General features: G+C 70.4%; 19 protein-coding genes. 10 read left to right on the top strand and 9 right to left on the bottom strand.

What is annotated here, in order from left to right; genetic code table 11:
• Positions 1 to 49: 49 nt before the first annotated feature.
• Entirely contained in the window at positions 50 to 922 is an 873-nt protein-coding gene (locus tag ABD830_RS23515) for a sigma-70 family RNA polymerase sigma factor (protein WP_344991010.1), read from the bottom strand.
• A 74-nt stretch (positions 923 to 996) separates the two neighbouring features.
• Here ABD830_RS23515 and ABD830_RS23520 point away from each other — a divergent pair, with 74 nt between their 5' ends.
• Positions 997 to 1422, top strand: coding sequence for a DoxX family protein (locus ABD830_RS23520; RefSeq protein WP_344991013.1), 426 nt, complete (start codon positions 997 to 999; stop codon positions 1420 to 1422).
• A gap of 84 nt (positions 1423 to 1506) precedes the next feature.
• Here ABD830_RS23520 and ABD830_RS23525 read toward each other — a convergent pair whose 3' ends face one another.
• The 4 genes from ABD830_RS23525 to ABD830_RS23540 are packed head-to-tail and all read right to left on the bottom strand — an operon-like array spanning position 1507 to position 5097.
• Positions 1507 to 2727, bottom strand: a complete 1221-nt coding sequence (locus ABD830_RS23525) for an ABC transporter permease (protein ID WP_344991016.1) — start codon at positions 2725 to 2727, stop codon at positions 1507 to 1509.
• On the bottom strand, positions 2727 to 3422 hold the full coding sequence (locus ABD830_RS23530) for an ABC transporter ATP-binding protein (RefSeq protein WP_344991019.1): 696 nt from the start codon (positions 3420 to 3422) through the stop codon (positions 2727 to 2729). The genes ABD830_RS23525 and ABD830_RS23530 overlap by 1 nt, the downstream gene beginning before the upstream one ends.
• Complete coding sequence (locus ABD830_RS23535; RefSeq protein WP_344991022.1) at positions 3419 to 4576, bottom strand: peptidoglycan-binding protein; 1158 nt, start codon at positions 4574 to 4576, stop codon at positions 3419 to 3421. The genes ABD830_RS23530 and ABD830_RS23535 overlap by 4 nt, the downstream gene beginning before the upstream one ends.
• Positions 4576 to 5097 (bottom strand): hypothetical protein, encoded by a 522-nt coding sequence (locus ABD830_RS23540; RefSeq protein ID WP_344991025.1) that lies wholly within the window; start codon positions 5095 to 5097, stop codon positions 4576 to 4578. Before ABD830_RS23540 ends, ABD830_RS23535 begins: the two co-directional genes overlap by 1 nt.
• Before the next feature lie 159 nt (positions 5098 to 5256).
• Here ABD830_RS23540 and ABD830_RS23545 point away from each other — a divergent pair, with 159 nt between their 5' ends.
• Together ABD830_RS23545 and ABD830_RS23550 are read left to right on the top strand one after the other, a co-directional pair.
• Entirely contained in the window at positions 5257 to 5913 is a 657-nt protein-coding gene (locus tag ABD830_RS23545) for a response regulator transcription factor (RefSeq protein WP_344991028.1), read from the top strand.
• Positions 5910 to 7088, top strand: coding sequence for a sensor histidine kinase (locus ABD830_RS23550; RefSeq protein ID WP_344991031.1), 1179 nt, complete (start codon positions 5910 to 5912; stop codon positions 7086 to 7088). Before ABD830_RS23545 ends, ABD830_RS23550 begins: the two co-directional genes overlap by 4 nt.
• Before the next feature lie 24 nt (positions 7089 to 7112).
• Here ABD830_RS23550 and ABD830_RS23555 read toward each other — a convergent pair whose 3' ends face one another.
• Positions 7113 to 7613, bottom strand: coding sequence for a hypothetical protein (locus ABD830_RS23555; protein WP_344991033.1), 501 nt, complete (start codon positions 7611 to 7613; stop codon positions 7113 to 7115).
• A gap of 62 nt (positions 7614 to 7675) precedes the next feature.
• Positions 7676 to 8965 carry an MFS transporter gene (locus ABD830_RS23560; protein ID WP_344991035.1) on the bottom strand — a complete coding sequence of 430 codons (1290 nt, stop codon included), beginning with the start codon at positions 8963 to 8965 and terminating at the stop codon, positions 7676 to 7678.
• 287 nt (positions 8966 to 9252) lie between these two features.
• Here ABD830_RS23560 and ABD830_RS23565 point away from each other — a divergent pair, with 287 nt between their 5' ends.
• Both ABD830_RS23565 and ABD830_RS23570 read left to right on the top strand, forming a co-directional pair.
• Entirely contained in the window at positions 9253 to 11028 is a 1776-nt protein-coding gene (locus tag ABD830_RS23565; protein ID WP_344991038.1) for a serine/threonine-protein kinase, read from the top strand.
• Entirely contained in the window at positions 11025 to 12770 is a 1746-nt protein-coding gene (locus ABD830_RS23570; RefSeq protein WP_344991041.1) for a serine/threonine protein kinase, read from the top strand. The genes ABD830_RS23565 and ABD830_RS23570 overlap by 4 nt, the downstream gene beginning before the upstream one ends.
• Before the next feature lie 97 nt (positions 12771 to 12867).
• Here the strand turns inward: ABD830_RS23570 and ABD830_RS23575 are convergent, their stop codons facing one another.
• Positions 12868 to 13284 (bottom strand): type II toxin-antitoxin system VapC family toxin, encoded by a 417-nt coding sequence (locus ABD830_RS23575; RefSeq protein WP_344991045.1) that lies wholly within the window; start codon positions 13282 to 13284, stop codon positions 12868 to 12870.
• Positions 13281 to 13505, bottom strand: a complete 225-nt coding sequence (locus ABD830_RS23580) for a FitA-like ribbon-helix-helix domain-containing protein (protein ID WP_344991048.1) — start codon at positions 13503 to 13505, stop codon at positions 13281 to 13283. Before ABD830_RS23580 ends, ABD830_RS23575 begins: the two co-directional genes overlap by 4 nt.
• Before the next feature lie 187 nt (positions 13506 to 13692).
• Here ABD830_RS23580 and ABD830_RS23585 point away from each other — a divergent pair, with 187 nt between their 5' ends.
• The 5 genes from ABD830_RS23585 to ABD830_RS23605 all read left to right on the top strand — a co-directional run bounded on the left by ABD830_RS23585 (position 13693) and on the right by ABD830_RS23605 (position 17649).
• Positions 13693 to 15492, top strand: a complete 1800-nt coding sequence (locus ABD830_RS23585) for a glycoside hydrolase family 15 protein (RefSeq protein ID WP_344991050.1) — start codon at positions 13693 to 13695, stop codon at positions 15490 to 15492.
• Positions 15493 to 15507: 15 nt separating this feature from the next.
• The gene (locus tag ABD830_RS23590) at positions 15508 to 16398 is read left to right on the top strand and encodes an SseB family protein (protein WP_344991053.1); all 891 of its coding nucleotides are present in this window, start codon (positions 15508 to 15510) and stop codon (positions 16396 to 16398) included.
• Positions 16395 to 16811, top strand: coding sequence for a hypothetical protein (locus tag ABD830_RS23595; RefSeq protein WP_344991056.1), 417 nt, complete (start codon positions 16395 to 16397; stop codon positions 16809 to 16811). Before ABD830_RS23590 ends, ABD830_RS23595 begins: the two co-directional genes overlap by 4 nt.
• A 95-nt stretch (positions 16812 to 16906) precedes the next feature.
• A complete protein-coding gene (locus ABD830_RS23600; protein WP_344991059.1) occupies positions 16907 to 17311 on the top strand; it encodes a YbaB/EbfC family nucleoid-associated protein in 405 nt (134 codons plus the stop codon).
• Positions 17308 to 17649 carry a hypothetical protein gene (locus ABD830_RS23605; RefSeq protein ID WP_344991062.1) on the top strand — a complete coding sequence of 114 codons (342 nt, stop codon included), beginning with the start codon at positions 17308 to 17310 and terminating at the stop codon, positions 17647 to 17649. The genes ABD830_RS23600 and ABD830_RS23605 overlap by 4 nt, the downstream gene beginning before the upstream one ends.
• Positions 17650 to 17655: the final 6 nt, after the last annotated feature.

Below are 17655 nucleotides of genomic sequence, written 5' to 3' on the forward strand. Positions count from 1 at the left end.
CCTGTGTGACACCCAAGCGTGGCCGTCCATGTCTTCGACGTCGGCGGGGTCAGGAAGGGAGAGGAGGCGCCAGGTCGACATGTCGGAGGCCTTCGGGGTCGGCGATCATATCGATGACGGCGATCTTGCCGTGTTCGAAGGTGAGGGCGAGTGCCCCGATGAGACGTCCTTGCGGGACGATCGCGAGCCCCATGGCTCCATTCACCAGCGCGGGCTGTACGAACCGGGCAGCCCGCGAGAAGGTCAGCGCGTGGGCGCCTACGGCCCGCGCGCCCCGCAGCCCCCCTGCTCCGCCAGGAGCGGGTTCGGCGCTGCCGTCACGGAGGAGGACGTCGGGATCGAGTACGGCGACAAGCCCGTCGAAGTCACCTTCTCGCAGCGCGGTGAGGAATGCCTGGACGACCTGTCGTTGCCGGGCGATGTCAACCTGTGAGGACGGCGTCGCGCCTTGGACCCGTCGCCGGGCACGGCTGGCGAGCTGGCGGGTGGCCGCTGGGGATCGGTCAAGGATGGCGGCGATCTCGTCGAAAGGCACGGCGAAGATGTCGTGGAGGACCAAGGCGAGCCGTTCAGCGGGGGCGAGGTTGTCGAGCACGACCATCAGCGCCACACCGACCGAGTCGGCCAGCAGGGCTTCGGCTTCGGGATCGTTGACGTCGTGGCCAGGGGCGGCGGCCTCACCGAGGGGCTCCTCGCGGCGGCTCCGGCGGGTGCGCAGGATCTTGAGGCACTCCCGGGCGACGACGGTGGTCAGCCATCCGGCGAGGTTGTCGACATCGGCGGTGTCCGCGCTGCTGAGACGTAGCCATGCGTTCTGCACCGCGTCGTCTGCCTCCGCGTGGGAGCCCAGCATCCGGTAGGCGACCGCCCGCAGATGGGGCCGCTGCTCCTCGAAGCGCGTTGCCAGCACGGCGTCGTCCATCGGTCACATCCCTTCGCGCTTGGGGTTCATAGCGATGAACCGGCACTCCGCTCGGATGTGACAAGGAGCATCTCATGGCACTGATTTCGCGCATCGCCCGGCAGTACGGACCCGCGCGTCGGCGGTCGGCGGGCTACTGGCTGGCCACCGCGGCGGTGGCGGCCGAACTGGCGGTTGGCGGCATCTGGGATATCGCGCGGATTCCCTACGTCCGCGACCTGGTGTCACACCTGGGCTATCCGTCCTACCTGCTGGTGTTGCTGGGAACCTGGAAGGTGCTGGGCGCGATCGCCCTGCTGGCCCCGCGTCGCGCGTTGGTCAAGGAATGGGCCTATGCGGGCGCTTTCTTCACCTACACCGGGGCCATCGTCTCCCACCTGACCACCGGGTACGAGCTCGGCGAGCTGTGGATACTGGCCATCTTGACCGCACTGACCGCGCTGTCCTGGGCACTGAGGCCCCCGAGCCGCCGCTTGCACCACCTCACCAAGGAGCGGTAACCGGCGACGCAAGCGGCCACCCACCCGCGGATCGAGAGAATGCCGTGGACGGCCTGGAGCGAAGGCGACCGGGGCCGAAGGGCGTCAGGGGGCGGAGAGGGCCTCCGTCGGGGACAGGCGGGAGGCACGGATCGCCGGGTAGAGGCCGGCGGCGGCGCCGATGACCAGGGTGGCGGCGAGGCCGCCGAGGGTGGCCCAGGCGGGCACCACCGAGGGCCAGCCGCTGTACAGCGCGTACCCCATCGTGACGCCCGTCCCCAGCAGGATCCCCCCGCCCCCGCCCAGGGCCGACAGCAGGAGCGACTCCGCGAGGAACTGGGTGCGGATCTGGCCGCGCGTGGCCCCGAGTGAGCGGCGCAGGCCGATCTCCGAGCGGCGTTCCAGCACCGAGATGACCATGGTGTTGGCCACGCCGACCCCGCCCACGAGCAGCGCCACCGCGCCCACTCCCAGCAGGAGGTTGGCGAACGCCTGGCTGGTCGCCTGCTTGGCGGCCAGGGCGTCGGACGGCCGGGAGACGTCCACCTCGTTGGGCGCCTCCGGGTTGGCGGTGCCGGCCAGCACCTGGCGTACGGCCTCCAGCCTGGCCTCGTCCGAGCGCGTGTAGAGCGTGGTCGGGTGCCCGTCGAAGCCCAGCCGGGACTCCGCCACCGGCCAGCCGACGAGGACGCCGCTGTCCAGGTCGGTGGCGAGCGCCACCGGGTTCAGGATGCCGATGACCGTGAAGCGGATCCCTCCGACGACGACCTGCGTGTCGGGCGAGGCCGAGCCCACGCCGAGCCGCTGGGCCGCGGAGGAGCCGAGCACGGCGGCCGGGTAGCGTTCGGTGGCCGGATTGAGCCAGGTGCCGTTCCGCAGCGTCGCGCCCACGGTGGCGGGCAGGTCGAGGCGGGCCGCGTACGTGCTGATGCCGCCGGTCTGAGCCTCGGGGATCTCCTCCGACCGGTAGACCTTGACGTCACCCATGCGCCCGATCGACGAGACGGCCTGGACGGGGCCGATGCGCTCGATCATGGCCTCCGCCTCCTTCGGCATCTGCGCGGCCTCGCCCATGAGCGTGGTGCCGGACGAGACCGTGAGCAGGTTGGTGCCGAGCGCGGAGAGCGTACGGTCGAGCTCGGCGCCCGACGAAGACGAGAGCCCGACCACGCCCACCATCGCCGCGATGCCGATGGCGATGCCCAGCGCGGACAGGAACGCCCGCAGCGGCCGGGTGCGCAGGCCCACCGCCCCGACCCGCATCACGTCGCGCGGCCGCATCCTGGCCGGTGACAGCTTCGGCCGCGTCACCTCCACGACGCTCATCACACCGCCTCCAGGGGGAGCCGGGCGGTGTCGGAGACGATCCGGCCGTCGCGCATCCGCACCTGCCGGGGCAGGCCGGCGGCGATCTCCCGGTCGTGGGTGATGATCACGATGGTGGTGCCGCCCTCGTTCAGCTCGCGCAGCAGCTCCATCACCCCCGTCCCCGACACCGAGTCCAGTGCCCCGGTCGGCTCGTCGGCCAGGAGCAGCGGCGGGTCGCCCGCCACGGCCCTGGCGATGGCCACGCGCTGTCGTTCGCCGCCGGACAGCTCGTGCGGCTCGTGGTCCATCCGGTGCCCGAGCCCCACCCGTTCCAGCGCCTCGGCCGCGCGGCGACGGCGTTCCGACCTGCCCAGGCCGGTGTAGACGAGGCCGTCAGCCACGTTGTCCAGCGCCGGGACCTTCGCGGCGAGGTGGAACGACTGGAACACGAACCCGATCGTGGTGGCCCGCAGCGCCGACAGCTGACCGTCGGACAGCTTCGACACGTCGTACCCGTCGATGTGGATGGTCCCGGACGTGGGCCGGTCGAGGGTGCCGACGACGTTGAGCATCGTCGACTTGCCCGACCCGGACGGGCCGACGATGGCGACCAGCTCGCCGTGCTGGATCCGCAGCGACACCGACGCCAGTGCCGCCACGCCGCCCGGGTACGTCTTGGAGACGTCCGTCAGGTTGATCATGGGGTACGTCATTTCGGCATCCCCACGGTCATGCCCTCGGTGAGCCCGTCGCCGCTGACCTCGACCCGTCCCCCGGAGAACAGACCCGTCTCAACCTTGATATATCGAGACCTGCCCCCTTCGATGACCTCCAGGCCGTACCCGCCCTCCTGGAGCGCCACCAGCGCCGCCACCGGCACGGTCAGCACGTTCGTACGCTTGGAGGCCGTGAACGTGACGTCCACCGCCGCCTTGTCCAGCCCCTTGGCGGCCTTGGCGGTCCCGATCGAGACGAGCGCCTCCACCCGGGTCTCCGGGTCGGCGTTCTGGCCCTCGGCCGGCTCGATGACCGTGGCCACCTCGGTGACCTTGCCCTTCACGCTCTTGCCGTCCGGCAGCGTGACGTCGACCCTGGCGCCCTTCCTGGCCATCCGCTGGTCCTCGGCCTCCAGCTTGACCGTGACCACCTTGGACGTGCCCGTATAGGTCAGGACCTTCTGCCCTGGAGCGGTCGGCTGGCCCTCCTCGGACTCGAGGCTCTCCACCCGCACCTTGCCGGGGGCGAAGACGACCCGGCCCAGTTCGACCACGCCCGTCTCGTCCAGGCCGCGGTCCTCCTGCCACTCCCTGACCGCCTCGGCCGTGTCATAGGTGTACTCGTCGTCGACCGTGAACCCGTCGTAGCCGAGCTTGCTGAGGTTCCGCTCGAGGTTCTCGACGTCCTTGCCCTCCACGCCGACCTTGAGGTCGCGGTAGGCGGGCGTCGAGCCGTACATGAGCATGACCGGCTTGTTGTCCACCCGGTACAGCGACCTGCCTCGGGTGACCTGCGCGCCGCTGTCGGGCAGCCAGGTGATCGTGCCCGGCTTCCTGCTCACCGCCGTGCTCACCGGGCCGTAGCCGAGCTCGCCGTCGGCGTCCCTGGTGTCGTTCAGGGTCTGCCTGGTCACCGTGGTGGTGGCCGGGGGCAGGGCGCCTGCCGACCGCGTGGGGCCGGCGCTCCCTTTGAGCAGGCCCGCGCTGTTGACGGCCACGAACCCGCCTCCGGCCACGGCCACCACGGTCAGGAGCCCGGCGACCAGCCTGCCCCGGCCGCGGCGCCGGCGCGGGCGGGAGGGCGTCGCGTCCGGCTGCGCCTTTCCGTCCAGGGTCGCCCCGCCGGTCACCCCGTCCGTTACTGGGCCCATCAAAGCCCTCCCATACCGGCCTCGGCGGACTCCTTCTGGCACTTCTGCTGGGCGGACTTGAAGTCGGGGTCCTCGCCGACCTCGCCGGTGATGCGCATGGCGCCGCCATCGGGGTCGGGGAAGCTCTCCACGCCGTTGTCCCGCATGCACTGGGCGAGCTTGCGCAGCGCCTCTGCGCGCTTCGCGTCGGGCGGGCCGGCCTTCTCGCCGCTCGGGGCGTACTGCTTGCACGCCTCCTGGGCCTTGTCGAGCGTCTCCTTCGGGATGCTCTTGTCGACCTTCATCATGATGCCCTTGCCCGGCTGCGGGTCGTCCACCTGCACGCCGTTCTCGCGCATGCACTGGGCGAACTTGAGCATCTTCTGGTACGGGTCTTCGCTCGGCTTCGCGCCGGCCCCGGGCTGGGTACTGGTGCCTGTGCCGCTGACCGACGCCACGTCGGCCCCGCCGCCGTCGTTCGCGCCGCAGCCGGCCAGGAACAGGGTGGCCGCCGCCAGCGCGCCGAGGACTCGTGCTCGCATGGAATCTCTCCTCTGTCGGATGGATGCCGTCTCGAGGGGAGATGCAATAGGGACCGCTGTTTCCTCGGCGTTTCCGTTCCGCGCTTACTTCTCCGGGCTTACTTCGACCAAATGCCGCTTCCGCCACACTCGACTCCGTAAGCGAATGAAAGGTGCGCCATGCGGGTGCTGGTGGTTGAGGACGAGCGGCTGCTCGCCGACGCGATTGCCGAATGGCTGCGGGATGAGACCCACGCGGTCGATCTGGCGCACGACGGCGAGGCCGCGCTCGAACGGATCGCCGTCAACGACTACGACGTGGTCGTGCTGGACCGCGACCTGCCGCGCGTGCACGGCGACGAGGTGTGCAGGGAGCTGGTCGAGTCGGAGCGGGACGCGCGCGTGCTGATGCTGACGGCCGCCGCCCAGCTCGACGACCGGGTGACCGGCCTGTCCCTGGGAGCCGACGACTACCTGGCGAAGCCGTTCGCCTTCCCCGAGCTGGCCGCCCGCGTGCTGGCCCTGGGGCGGCGCTCGCGCCCGGCCGCCCCGCCCGTGCTGCGGCGGGCCGGGATCACGCTCGACCCGGCGCGCAGGGAGGTGTTCAGGAACGGGCGGTTCGTGCCGCTGTCGAAGAAGGAGTTCGCGGTGCTGGCCGAGCTGCTGCGGGCGAACGGCAGCGTCGTCTCGGCCGAGCAGCTGCTGGAGAAGGCGTGGGACGAGAACGCGGACCCGTTCACCGGGGCGGTCCGGCTCACCATCCTCAAGCTGCGCCGCAAGCTCGCCGACCCGCCGGTCGTGGAGACCGTGCCGGGAGTGGGGTACCGGATCGCATGACCCTCCGGTTACGGCTCACGCTGATGTACGGGGCCGTCTTCCTGGTCGCGGGGCTGACCCTGCTCGGCGTCACCTATCTCCTGTTCAACCAGCAGCTGACCCAGTCGTTCGAGAGCCGGTACGCGTCCGATCCCGGCAAGAAGAAGACCCTGATCTTTGCCCAGAACGGCGTCGTGCTCACCGGTGACGCCGCGGTGGAGTGGCTGCGACGGCAGGAGGAGGAGCTGCGCGGCGCGGCCGTCACCTCGCTGCTCACGCAGGGCGCGATCGCGCTGGCCGTGGTCGGCGGCGCGGCGCTGGGCCTCGGCTGGGTGGTCGCGGGCCGGGCGCTGGCCCCGCTGCACCGGGTGACGGACACGGCGCGGAAGATCGCGGCCGCCCCCATGGCCGAGCGCGGGCTGCACGAGCGGATCGCGCTGGAAGGCCCCGACGACGAGGTCAAGCAGCTCGCCGACACGTTCGACACCATGGTGGAGCGGCTGGACCAGTCCTTCGACGGGCAGCGCAGGTTCGTGGCGAACGCCTCGCACGAGCTGCGTACGCCGCTCACCCTGAACCGGGCCCTGGTCGAGCTGGCCATGCACCGCCGTGCCGCCCCTCCCGAGATCAAGGAGCTGGGCGAGAGCCTGCTGGAGATCAACGCCCGCCACGAGCGGCTCATCTCCGGCCTGCTCCTGCTGGCCCGCTCCGAGCAGGAGATCGCCGACCGGTCGCCGGTGGACCTGGCGGACGTGGTGACGCACGTGGTCGCGCAGACGGCCGGGGACGCCCACGAGGCGAAGGTCACCGTGTACGAGGCGACCGCTCAGGCGCCCACCACCGGGGACGCGTTGCTGCTCGAACGGCTGGTACACAACCTCGTCGAGAACGGCATCCGGCACAACGTGGACGACGGGACCGGATGGGTGCGGGTGGTGAGCCGTACCGTGTCCGATGGCAACGTGGAGGTCGAGGTCAGCAACACCGGGCCGAGCGTGCCGCCGTACGACGTCCCGCTGCTGTTCAAACCGTTCCACCGGCACGGGGCCGAACGCGTGGTCACGGCGCGGAGCGCGGGGCTGGGGCTGTCGATCGTCCGGTCGGTGGCGGTCGCGCACGGCGGGGACGTCAGGGCCCGACCGCGAGAGGGCGGCGGCCTGATCGTGACCGCCTCCCTGCCGCACGCCCCCCATTGACTCGTGGCTCCCCCAGCCGCCTCGTCAGTTGGTGCAGTCCTGCGCGTTGAGTCCGAGGCTCAGCTCGTAGACCTTGCCCTTCTCGACCAGGAAGGCATAGTAGGCCTTGGGGTTGCCGGGGACGCGGACGGACGGATAGCCGTCCTGGGGGGTCTTGACGTTCGGGTAAGCCTTCTTGATCTGCGTCATCGTCGAGCCGACGCCGATGCCCTCGGGCGTCTTGACCCCCTTCGGGGCGCTGATGAGGGCCACACCCTTCTTCTTGGAGATGTACAGGCCTACGGCGTTCTTGCCACTGGGGTGTGCCTTCAGGTCCCAGCCGGAGCACGAACCTGCCTCTGCGGCCATTTTGAGCACGATCTGCCCCGTAGCCCTGGCCTGCTTCTCGGTCATGCCGAGCCTGACCTTGCCGTAGCCGTACGGACCCAGCGTGGTCCCGGCGGCCTGGGTGGTCTGGGCGAGCGCGGGCGTGGCGGCGGTCAGCAGGGCCCCGCCTGCCAGAACCGCTACGAGCACCTTCTTCATGATGATCTCCCCGTGAGTGTCGAACCGTACGCATGCTTCGAGTGACGGACGGGGCGGAAAGTTCAGCTGCTTTCGGCGCGGATCCGCCACACCGATGGGGCGAGCAGGGTGAGCGCCGTGACGAGCACGGCCGTCACAGCGCTGGCCACGAGGACGGGGCGGGTGCCTAGCCAGGCCGCCGCGGGGCCGGCCAGGCCGGTGCCGAGCGGGGCCGCCACGAGGGCGCCGAGCATGGTGACAGAGGTGGCGCGGGCGACGAACCGCTCGGGAAGGTTGCGCTGGATCGCGGTGGTCTGGAGCACGTTGTAGACCACCACCTGCATGCCCGCTCCTACTCCCGCGAGCGCCAGCAGCCACACCTCGGCGGGGACCGCCAGCAGGGCCGGGAGCGGGGCCATGAGGAGAGCGAAGAGCAGCGCCGCCACCATGGGGCGCGCGGGTCTCCAGCGGGCGCCGACGAAGCCTCCGGCCAGGCCGCCGACGGCGTATGCGATGCCGATCGCCGACCAGGCCGGGGCGCCGCCGAGCTGCCGGTCGGCGACGTACGGACCCAGCACCATGATCGGGGAGAGCACGATCGCGTTGATGATCGCGACGTGGACGATCCAGATCCACAGCCAGGGGCGCCGCGCCACCTCCGCGATCCCCCCACCGATGCCGGCCAGCAGACCGCCGCCGCCCGTCCGTGGCACCGCCTTGTCGGCGGACAACCGCTCTTCCGTGGGCAGCCGGTAGAGGAAGGCCATGCTCACCAGGAACGTCAGCGCGTCGACGAGGATGGCCCAGCCCGGCCCGACCAGCGCCACCAGGGCTCCCGCCGTGCCCAGCGCCACCATCGACGCGGCGCTTCTGGAGAGCGAGATCAGGGAGTTGGCCGCTTGCAGGTGCTCCTTGCCGGCCAGCGAGGCGACGAGTCCTACGGCGGCCGGGTTGAAGAAGGCCGATCCCGCGCCGGCGACGAGTTGCAGGGCCACCAGCATCCAGAGGTGCGCGGTGCCGGTGAGCAGCAGGAGCGCCGTCGTGCCGTGCGCCGCGAAACGGGTGAGGTCGGCGAGCAGCATGACCGTCCTGCGGGAGAAACGGTCGCCGATCGCGCCACCCAGCAGGGTCAGGAGGATGACGGGCAGCCGGGTGCTCAGCACGACGATCCCCAGGTCCACCGGTGATGCCGTGAGGTGGAGCACCGCGAAGGCGATCGCCAGCGGGGTCAGCGAGTCTCCGAACGCCGATGCCGTCTGACCCAGGTAGTAGCGCCTGAAGCCCCTGGCCGCCAGCGGCGCGAACATCGAGCGGGTCGCGGCCGGCCGGCCGGCTGCGGAATCGCTGACGCTGTCGCCGGGACGCACCTTCATGGCGGTCGGCCCTCCAACGGTCCTGTGAGCGTCGGCACGCGGCCGTCGTGGCCGGTGCGATCCGAAGATCCGGGGACACCCTGCCAGTCGTCACCGACAATTCCGGGGACGGGTGCCGACTCCGGGCTCGCCGTCCGTTCCAGGCCGGTTCTTTTGGTACGCCCGCGCCAGACATTCAGGGCAAAATTCAGCTTTTCCGGCTACTCCGAAACATCACAACAAATCCGTATTGCAGTCGCTAGGGTACGTAGCGATCACCCGCACCCGTCTCAGGAGTCACTTCTCTCATGGCGCATGTCGAACCGCTGCGGGAGGACGACCCGACGGCGTTAGGCCCGTACCGCTTGCTCGGCCGGCTCGGAGCGGGCGGCCAGGGCACCGTCTACCTCGGGCAGACGCCCGACGGCCGGCAGGTGGCCGTCAAGCTGCTACGCGAGGGCGCCGGCTTCGACGACCGGCTGGCGAAGGAGATCGCGGCCGCGCGGCGGGTGGAGCCGTTCTGCATCGCCCAGGTCCTGGACGTCTCGCTGGGCGAACGGCCGTACATCGTGACCGAGTACGTCGAAGGTCCCTCACTGCAGCAGGCAGGCCGCCACACTGGGGCCGACCTGCAACGACTGGCGGTCGCGACGGCCACCGCGCTGGCCGCCATCCATCAGGCGGGCATCGTGCACCGGGACTTCAAGCCCGCGAACGTGCTGCTCGGTCCAGGCGGCCCGCGTGTCATCGACTTCGGCATCGCGCGGGCCATGGACGACGCCGTCACGCATACCAGCAGCATCGTCGGCACGCCCGCGTACATGGCTCCCGAGCAGTTGGCGGGGCAGCCGGTGGGGCCTCCCGCCGACGTGTTCGCCTGGGCGTCGGTCATGGTGTGGGCGGCCAACGAGACGCCGCCGTTCGGGCAGGACACGCTGCCTGCCATCATCAACCGCATCCTGCACAACGAGCCGCAGCTCGGCGACCTGCCGCAGCCGTTGCGATCTGTCGTGTACGACTGCCTGGCCAAGGATCCACGTGCCCGGCCGACCATGCGGGACGTGATCCTGCGGCTGCTGAGCGGGCAGAACGCCGCGGTCCCGAGCCCTCCTCATCCGCACCGGGACTTCCAGGCGCAGCCCCAGGCGTACGGGCAAGGACTCGGGCCGCTGCCCGGGTCCGGTCCTGGGTACCCGCCCGGGCAGGCGTTGGGCCATGGGTCCGCGCCTGTGCCGGGGAACGGGCCTCAACCCATGCCCGGCCATGGACTTGGCGCGATGCCCGGCCATGGGTCGGCACCCGGCCACGGGCCGATACCAGGTCAAGGGCCGTTCCCTGGAGCGGGGAGGGGGCCGGGGCGGAGGGCTCGGGCTGCGAGCGGTCGTGGGATCGGCGTTCCCGTGGCCGTGGGGGCGTCGACCGTCATGGTGGTGGCGCTCGTCGGCAGCGTCGTCTGGCTCGCCCCTTGGTCGAAGCCGACCACCTCGGCGTCCCTCGCCGCCGACTCCCCGAGCGCCTCCACGTCCCAGACCACTGGACACCCGGCGACCACGACCCCGCCGCGAAAGACCCCGAAGCCCACTCGTACGCCCACCGTGCGAAAGACCACCCCCAAGAGCACGCCCACACCGACGTCGACGCCGACCCCCAAGACCACCAAGTCCACCACGGCGCCTCCGACCAGGACCCCCACCAAGACCCCGACCAAGTCCCCGACGCCGGCCCCGACCCGCACCACCAAGAAGCCGGCTACGACCGCGCGGGTCAGCATCCTCGAGATCGAGCTGTTCGGCGGCCCCGGCCAGGACAGCTCCAAGGGCTGCTACATGCCGCCGGTCCACTTCCAGACCAACGTGGAGTCGACCCGGCAAGAGGTGTGGATCTCCACCGTCTGGCTGGTCGACGGCAAAGCGATCTCGCGAGAGAGGTCGTGGGTGTCGAAGGGCTCGTACACCGCGTTCGTGAGTTCCCAGCAGTACATGCTCAAGGCAGGGCGCCACACCCTCACCCTCAAGGTCACCGCGCCTTCCACGGCGCAGAAAAGCATGTCGATCAACATGTGCGACCTGGAAGACTACTCGTGACGCCGGAGGTCATCGGCCCGTACCGGGTCGTCAGGGAGCTGGGTGAGGGCGGCCAGGGCGTGGTCTACCTGGCCACCGCCCCCGACGGCACTCCGGTCGCGATCAAGGTGCTGCGTGAAGGGGTGCCGGGTGACGGCCGGTTCGCCAAGGAGATAGCGGCCGCGCGGCGGGTGGAGCCGTTCTGCATCGCGCAGGTGCTGGACGCCTCGCTGGGCGCACGGCCGTACATCGTGACCGAGTACGTCGAAGGTCCCTCACTGCACAAGGCGGGCCGCCACACCGGGGCCGACCTGCAGCGGCTGGCGGTCGCGACGGCCACCGCGCTGGCCGCCATCCACCGGGCCGGCGTCGTCCACCGGGACTTCAAGCCCGCCAACGTCCTGCTCGGACGGGACGGGCCGCGCGTCATCGACTTCGGTATCGCGCGGGCGATGGACGCCGCGCTGACGCGTACCAGCAGCATCGTGGGGACGCCCGCGTACATGGCGCCCGAGCAGTTCATGGGCGCCGCCGCCGGGCCCGCCGTGGACGTGTTCGCGTGGGGGGCCGTGATGGTGTACGCGGCCACCGGCGCCCCGCCGTTCGGCAACGACTCCGTGCCGGCGGTGCTCAGGCGGATCCAGTACGAGGAGCCGCGCCTCGACGGGGTGCCCGAGCCGCTGCGCTCGATCGTGTACGCGTGCCTCGCCAAGGACCCCGCGGCCCGCCCGGCCATGCAGGACGTCCTCTTCCAGCTCATCGGCGGCCACGCACCACCATCCCCAGGCGGGCACCGCACACCGCCGGGCGGTCCAGCACACGCGGGATTCCCGGGCGGCCCACCGCACCAGGCCTTCTTCGGCCCTGGGACCGGGCCAGGCCCGGGTGGGCCACCGCATCCGGCGTTCTCCGGCGCTGGGACCGGGCCAGGCCCGGGTGGGCCACCGCATCCGGCGTTCTCCGGCGCTGGGACCGGGCCAGGCCCGGGTGGGCCACCGCATCCGGCGTTCTCCGGTCCGGGCCCCGGACCAGGGCATCCGCAGCGGCCTCCGGTCCATCACCTCCAGACCGCTCCCAAGCGGCCGGCCCCCGCCAACCGGCGCACGCTGATCTTCGTGTCCGGCGGGGCCGCGGTCGTCGTGGCCGGTGCCGTGGCGGCGGCCTTGATCTGGCTGCCCATGTGGCCCGCCCGGACCACCACCGCCACCGTCGTCACAGCCCAGAGCCCCACCGCCTCCGGCGCGACGAAGTCCCCCAAAACCACGCACCCGACCTCCAAGCCACGCCCCACCAGGACCGCGAAGACCCCCAAGCCCCCCAAGACCAGCGCCACCCCCGAGCCCACCACGGAACCCACCACCAAGCCGACGTCGCGGCCCACGACCAAGACCACCGCCAGCACGAAGCCCACCGCAGGCCCCACCACCTCGAAACCGACCGCGACCAGCGGCGGCTCCGGGGGCGTGACGTCGGTGACCTTCACCTATGAGGGCGACAAGGTAGGCGACTGCTGGCGCAACGACATGAACATCTGGGCCAAGGTCTCCGCCACGGGCACCTACAGCTACCGATGGCTCGTCAACGGTCAGAACCAGGGCAGGCAGCAGGGCACGGCGTCGTCGAAGCCCCTGCTTCCGTCCATCACGTGGAAGGGCGAGGGCACGTACAACATCGTCTTCGAGGTGGTCACGCCCAGGAGCTTCCGGAAGGGCGTCGCCGTGAAGATCTGCAGCAACAGTGAGAGCTGGGGCGACGGCTGGTAGGGCCTGTCCAGGCGAGCACCTGCGAGAACCCGACGCGGCGACCACCGATCCAGGCCCCCGATGTGCGCCGCCGATCTACACTGAGGGCGCAGAAGCTCTACACCACTGCGGGCGGCGGGTATCGGTGGATTTCCGCCCGATGGCCCGTGGAGCCCGCGAACTTGGCGTCATCGGTGAGCAACGGCACTCCCAGCAGTTCGGCGAGTGCCACGTACATGCCGTCGTATGCCGTGAGATTGTTCCGGAGCTCCAGCACCCGGGGCTGCAGGGGCAGCATGGGGTGTCGCACGATCTTGAGCTGGCCATACCGCTCCAACATGACCCTGGCCCGCGCTTCGGAGATCCGCACCTCCGGCTTGCTGGTGATCACATGTCCGCGGACGACCGATGCGATCTCCACGTCTATCAGCGCTGGAGCGTGCACTCTACGGGCCAGCCGTTGCCGGAGAAGGTCATCGCCTTTCACGTTCGCCAGCAGGCGGAAAACGATCGAAGCGTCCACGACCAAGCTCATCGCCGCCCCTCGCGCATCGTCTCCCGCACGAAATCAGGGTCATACGGTACTGGCTCGTCAGCCGCGATCTTGGTCATGACCTCGTCCAAGGTCGGGACGGACGCCTCCTCATTCAGCAGGTCGCGCACATATGCCGCCAGCGACTTGCCCTCACGCTCGGCCCTGGCTTTCAGCGTCCGCTCGGTCTCTTCGGGAACGTCCCGAACCTGTATAACTCCCATGCCTCCATATTAGCATGCAGATTGCATGCAAAACTGAATACTGCCTGCACCGGCGCGGGCGCCTACCGGACTGCGCCGCAGCATGCGCATACCAGGCTCCACCTGCGGCTGGAAGACGTACGGAGGCAGTACATGCCTTGCCGAACGTTTTGGCAACCGCCGACCTTGTCCGGATTAGTTTGATGACATGGGATATCTGCCGATCGGCGAGCACGGGCTGATCGGCGACCTTCGGACGGTCGCCCTGGTGGGCACGGACGGCACGATCGACTGGTACTGCTGTCCGCGCTTCGACGCGCCCAGCGTGTTCGCCGCGATCCTGGACGACGAGCGCGGCGGGTCGTTCGAGCTGGCCGCCGACCTGCCCGTGCGGACCAACCAGTTCTACGTGCCCGACACGAACGTGCTGGTCACGCGGTTCTACACCGATGAGGGCGTGGCGGAGGTCCAGGACTTCATGCCGATCGCCGAGGAGGAGTCGCACGAGGCCGACCGGCACCGGTTGGTCAGACGGCTGCTGTGCGTACGCGGCGCGCTGCCGTTCCGCGTACGGGTCGCGCCCCGCTTCGACTACAGCTCCCAGACGCACACCCTGCACATGACCGACGGGCAGGCCTCGTTCGTGTCGCCCGCGTTCTCGCTGAGGCTGACCTCCACCGTGCCTCTGGAGAGCGACGGGTGCGATGTCCAGGCGCGGTTCAAGCTCACCGAGGGCCAGCAGGCCGTCTTCGCCCTCGACCGGCTGGCTGAGGGGGTCGTGCCGAGATCGTGCGCGCTCATCGAGGCCGAGAAGGCTTACAACGACACGGTGCGGTACTGGCGGCACTGGCTGTCCGCCTCCCATTACCGCGGCCGCTGGCGGGAGATGGTGCACCGCTCCGCGCTGACGCTGAAGCTGCTCACGTACGCGCCGACCGGCGGCATCGTCGCGGCCGCCACCACGAGCCTGCCGGAGCAGATCGGCGGCGGGCGCAACTGGGACTACCGCTACGTGTGGGTGCGCGACGCGGCCTTCTGCGTGTACGCGCTGCTCAGACTGGGCTTCACCGAAGAGGCCGAGGCGTTCATGAGCTTCCTGTCGAAGCACGTGAAGGCCGGCCGCGGGCAGCAGTCGGGCCCGCTCCAGATCATGTACGGCATCGACGGCCGCACCGAGTTCCCCGAGCGCGAGCTCACCCACCTGAAGGGCTACCGCGGATCCGCCCCGGTACGCGTGGGCAACGCCGCTGCCGGCCAGCTCCAGATGGACATCTACGGCGCCCTCATCGACTCCATCTACTTGTACAACAAATGGGGGCAGCCCATCTCCAGCGAGCGCTGGGACGAGCTGTGCGCGCTGGTCGACTGGGTCTGCAAGAACTGGGACCAGCCCGACGAAGGCATCTGGGAGACCCGCGGCGGCCGCAAGAACTTCGTCTACTCCCGGCTCATGTGCTGGGTGGCCGTGGAACGCGCCGCGCGCGTGGCCCTCCAGCGCGGGCTGCCGGCCGATCTGCCGACCTGGCGCGAGTCCCGCGACGCGATGTACCGCCAGATCATGCGGCAGGGCTGGTCGCCCACGCTGCACGCCTTCATCCAGCACTTCGACGAGGAGGTGCTGGACGCCTCGGTGCTGATGATGCCGCTGGCCAAGTTCGTCTCGCCCACCGATCCCAAGTGGCTGTCCACGCTGGACGCGCTGGCCGAGGGGCTGGTCTCGGACACGCTGGTGTACCGCTACGACCCCCTGATCAGCCCCGACGGGCTGCAGGGCGAGGAGGGCACGTTCTCGATCTGCACCTTCTGGTACGTCGAGGCGCTGACCAGGGCGGGCCGCCTGGAGGAGGCCCGCCGGGTCTTCGACAACATCCTCAGCTACGCCAACCACCTGGGTCTCTACGCCGAGGAGATCGGGCGCTCGGGCGAGCAACTGGGCAACTTCCCCCAGGCGTTCACCCATCTGGCGCTGATCAGTGCCGCCTTCAATCTCGACCAGGCCCTGGGCTGACGGCAGACTGGGCGGATGACGTCGTGTGATCATCAACCGGCCACGCCGTTCGAGGAGCGGTTGTGGGCGGCGCACCGGGACGGGCAGGCCGCGCTGTGCCTGAGCCTGCTCCGCGACGCCGACCTGGCTCTGCCGATCACCGCCGCCGCGGCGGCCGGGACCGAGGCTCCCCGCTGGGCGACCGGCACCGGCTCCGAGCGGACGTGGCTGCTCGCCTACACCTCCGTGGAGGCGATGCGGCTGGCCACCGGGGGCGCCGCCGCCTACTGCCGCGTCCTCTCGCTGGTCGAACTGGCGGCCGGCTGGCCGGACCTGCGGTGGGGGCTGGCGGTCAATCCGGGGCTGACGGCCGCCTTCATGCTGGAGCCGGGAACGGTGGCCAGGCTCGCGGTGCCCACGCTCGCCCAGGACCTGCTCCTCGAGCCCGGCTCAGGGGTGCCGGCGGTCCAGAAGCTGATCTCCCCTGCCGACGTCCACGACCTCCTGACCGGGAATGAGCCGCGGGTCTCCGGCTACTGCCATCACGCGCTGGACGTCTCCCACATCGCGACGCCCGCCGTGCTCGCCGAGGCGCTCGGGCAGCCCGACATGCTGACCGAGAGCGGCTCGCTGAACATCCTGCGGTGGCGCCCAGCGGGCCTGGAGCTCTACCGGACCCCCTATGGCGGCACCGACGAGGAGACCAGGGCGGCGGTGGCGGGCTGGGTGATCGAGGAGCCGCCGTTCGTGGGGATGGGCCTGGTGCCGAGCGTCGATCACGTCATCCGGGAGTACAAGGTGTACGGGGTGGGCCTGCCGCACGGCGCGGAGATCTGGGAGCTCACCTCCGCCGGGACCGAGCACCGGCGCGCGATGTACCACGGCGACCTGCGGCGCTGGCTGCTGATCGGGAGGCGGTCCGGATGAGCGACCCCCTCTCCTGGGCCTCCTACCGGGCCCACTGGCGGGGCGCGGACTACGCGGCCAGCCCTGAGCCCCACTCGCTGGAGCTGTGGATACGGCTGCGCAGCCCCGAGCCGGCGGACGGTTTCGAGGAGGTCGAGCCCGGCTGTCACGTACGCACGGTGCCCGCCTCCGAGTGCGCGGCCCTGTACTTCGTGACGACGGTGTGCGGCTGGCGGGGAGAGTGGTTCCACGTGCACGACGAACGTGAGGACCAGCTGCTGCTCGAATACGCGGGCGGATCGGCGCTCACGGCGGCCGAGCTGGGGATGGAGCGCGTCGAGCGGGGCGTGTACCGCCTCTGGGTGCCCCGTGAGGAGATCACCGATCTGCAGGAGCACGCCGTTCAACTGAATGTCGGAAATCAACACTTTTGACAGAGACTCTTGTCTCCTGATGTTCATGTGACGGAAACTGACTAGAAACGTAGGAGTGGCGTAAGAGACTTTTCACGTGGGCTTCAGGGGGATTTATGGAGTCGCTCGACCGGCCCGACGCCGCGGCGATGCGGGCATACGCCGACGAGCTGCGTGACATGTTCCGGCAGATCCAGGACGCGGGCGGGGAGCTGCACGCCCAGGCCAGAGCCGTCCAGGTCACCGAGAGGTCGCGCGACGGCCTGGTGTCGGTGACCGTCGGCCCGCGCGGCGAGCTCGTCAGGCTCGACCTCGATCCGCGCATCTATCGGCGGCCCGACGCGCGGCAGCTGGCCGACACGATCGTCGAGACGGCTGAGCGGGCGGCGGCCAAGGCCCGGGAGCGCATCGCGGAGATCCTCGAGCCGGTGGTCCCCCGTGCGGAGCTCGATGCGCACCTCGACGGCGATCTCGAGACCGCCATGACACAGCTCGCCGAGCGGATGGGGGGCCGTCGATGAGGCTCTGGGACGGTACGGAGATCGTGAAGTCCGTCGTGCACCGCGGGCTCTCCGAGTGGTCGACGATGGCCGAGGACCTCGACCGGGAGTCGGCGAAGGTGATCAGCGAAGTCAGGGAGGCGCTCGCCGCCGCTCCGTGGGGCGGCGGCGCCGAGGGCGAGGCGTTCAAGACCGCCCACTTCAGCAACGACGGCCCGGAGCGGATGCTCACCCAGTACGCCCAGCTCACCAAGGAGATCATCGACGCCGGGAGCAGGGTGCGCGCGGCCGTCGACAACACCCTCCACACGGACGCGGCCATCGAGCACGACCTCACCGCCAGAACGAGGGAGATCTGAGGCCCG

The organism is Nonomuraea helvata (assembly GCF_039535785.1).
GTDB lineage: Bacteria > Actinomycetota > Actinomycetes > Streptosporangiales > Streptosporangiaceae > Nonomuraea > Nonomuraea helvata.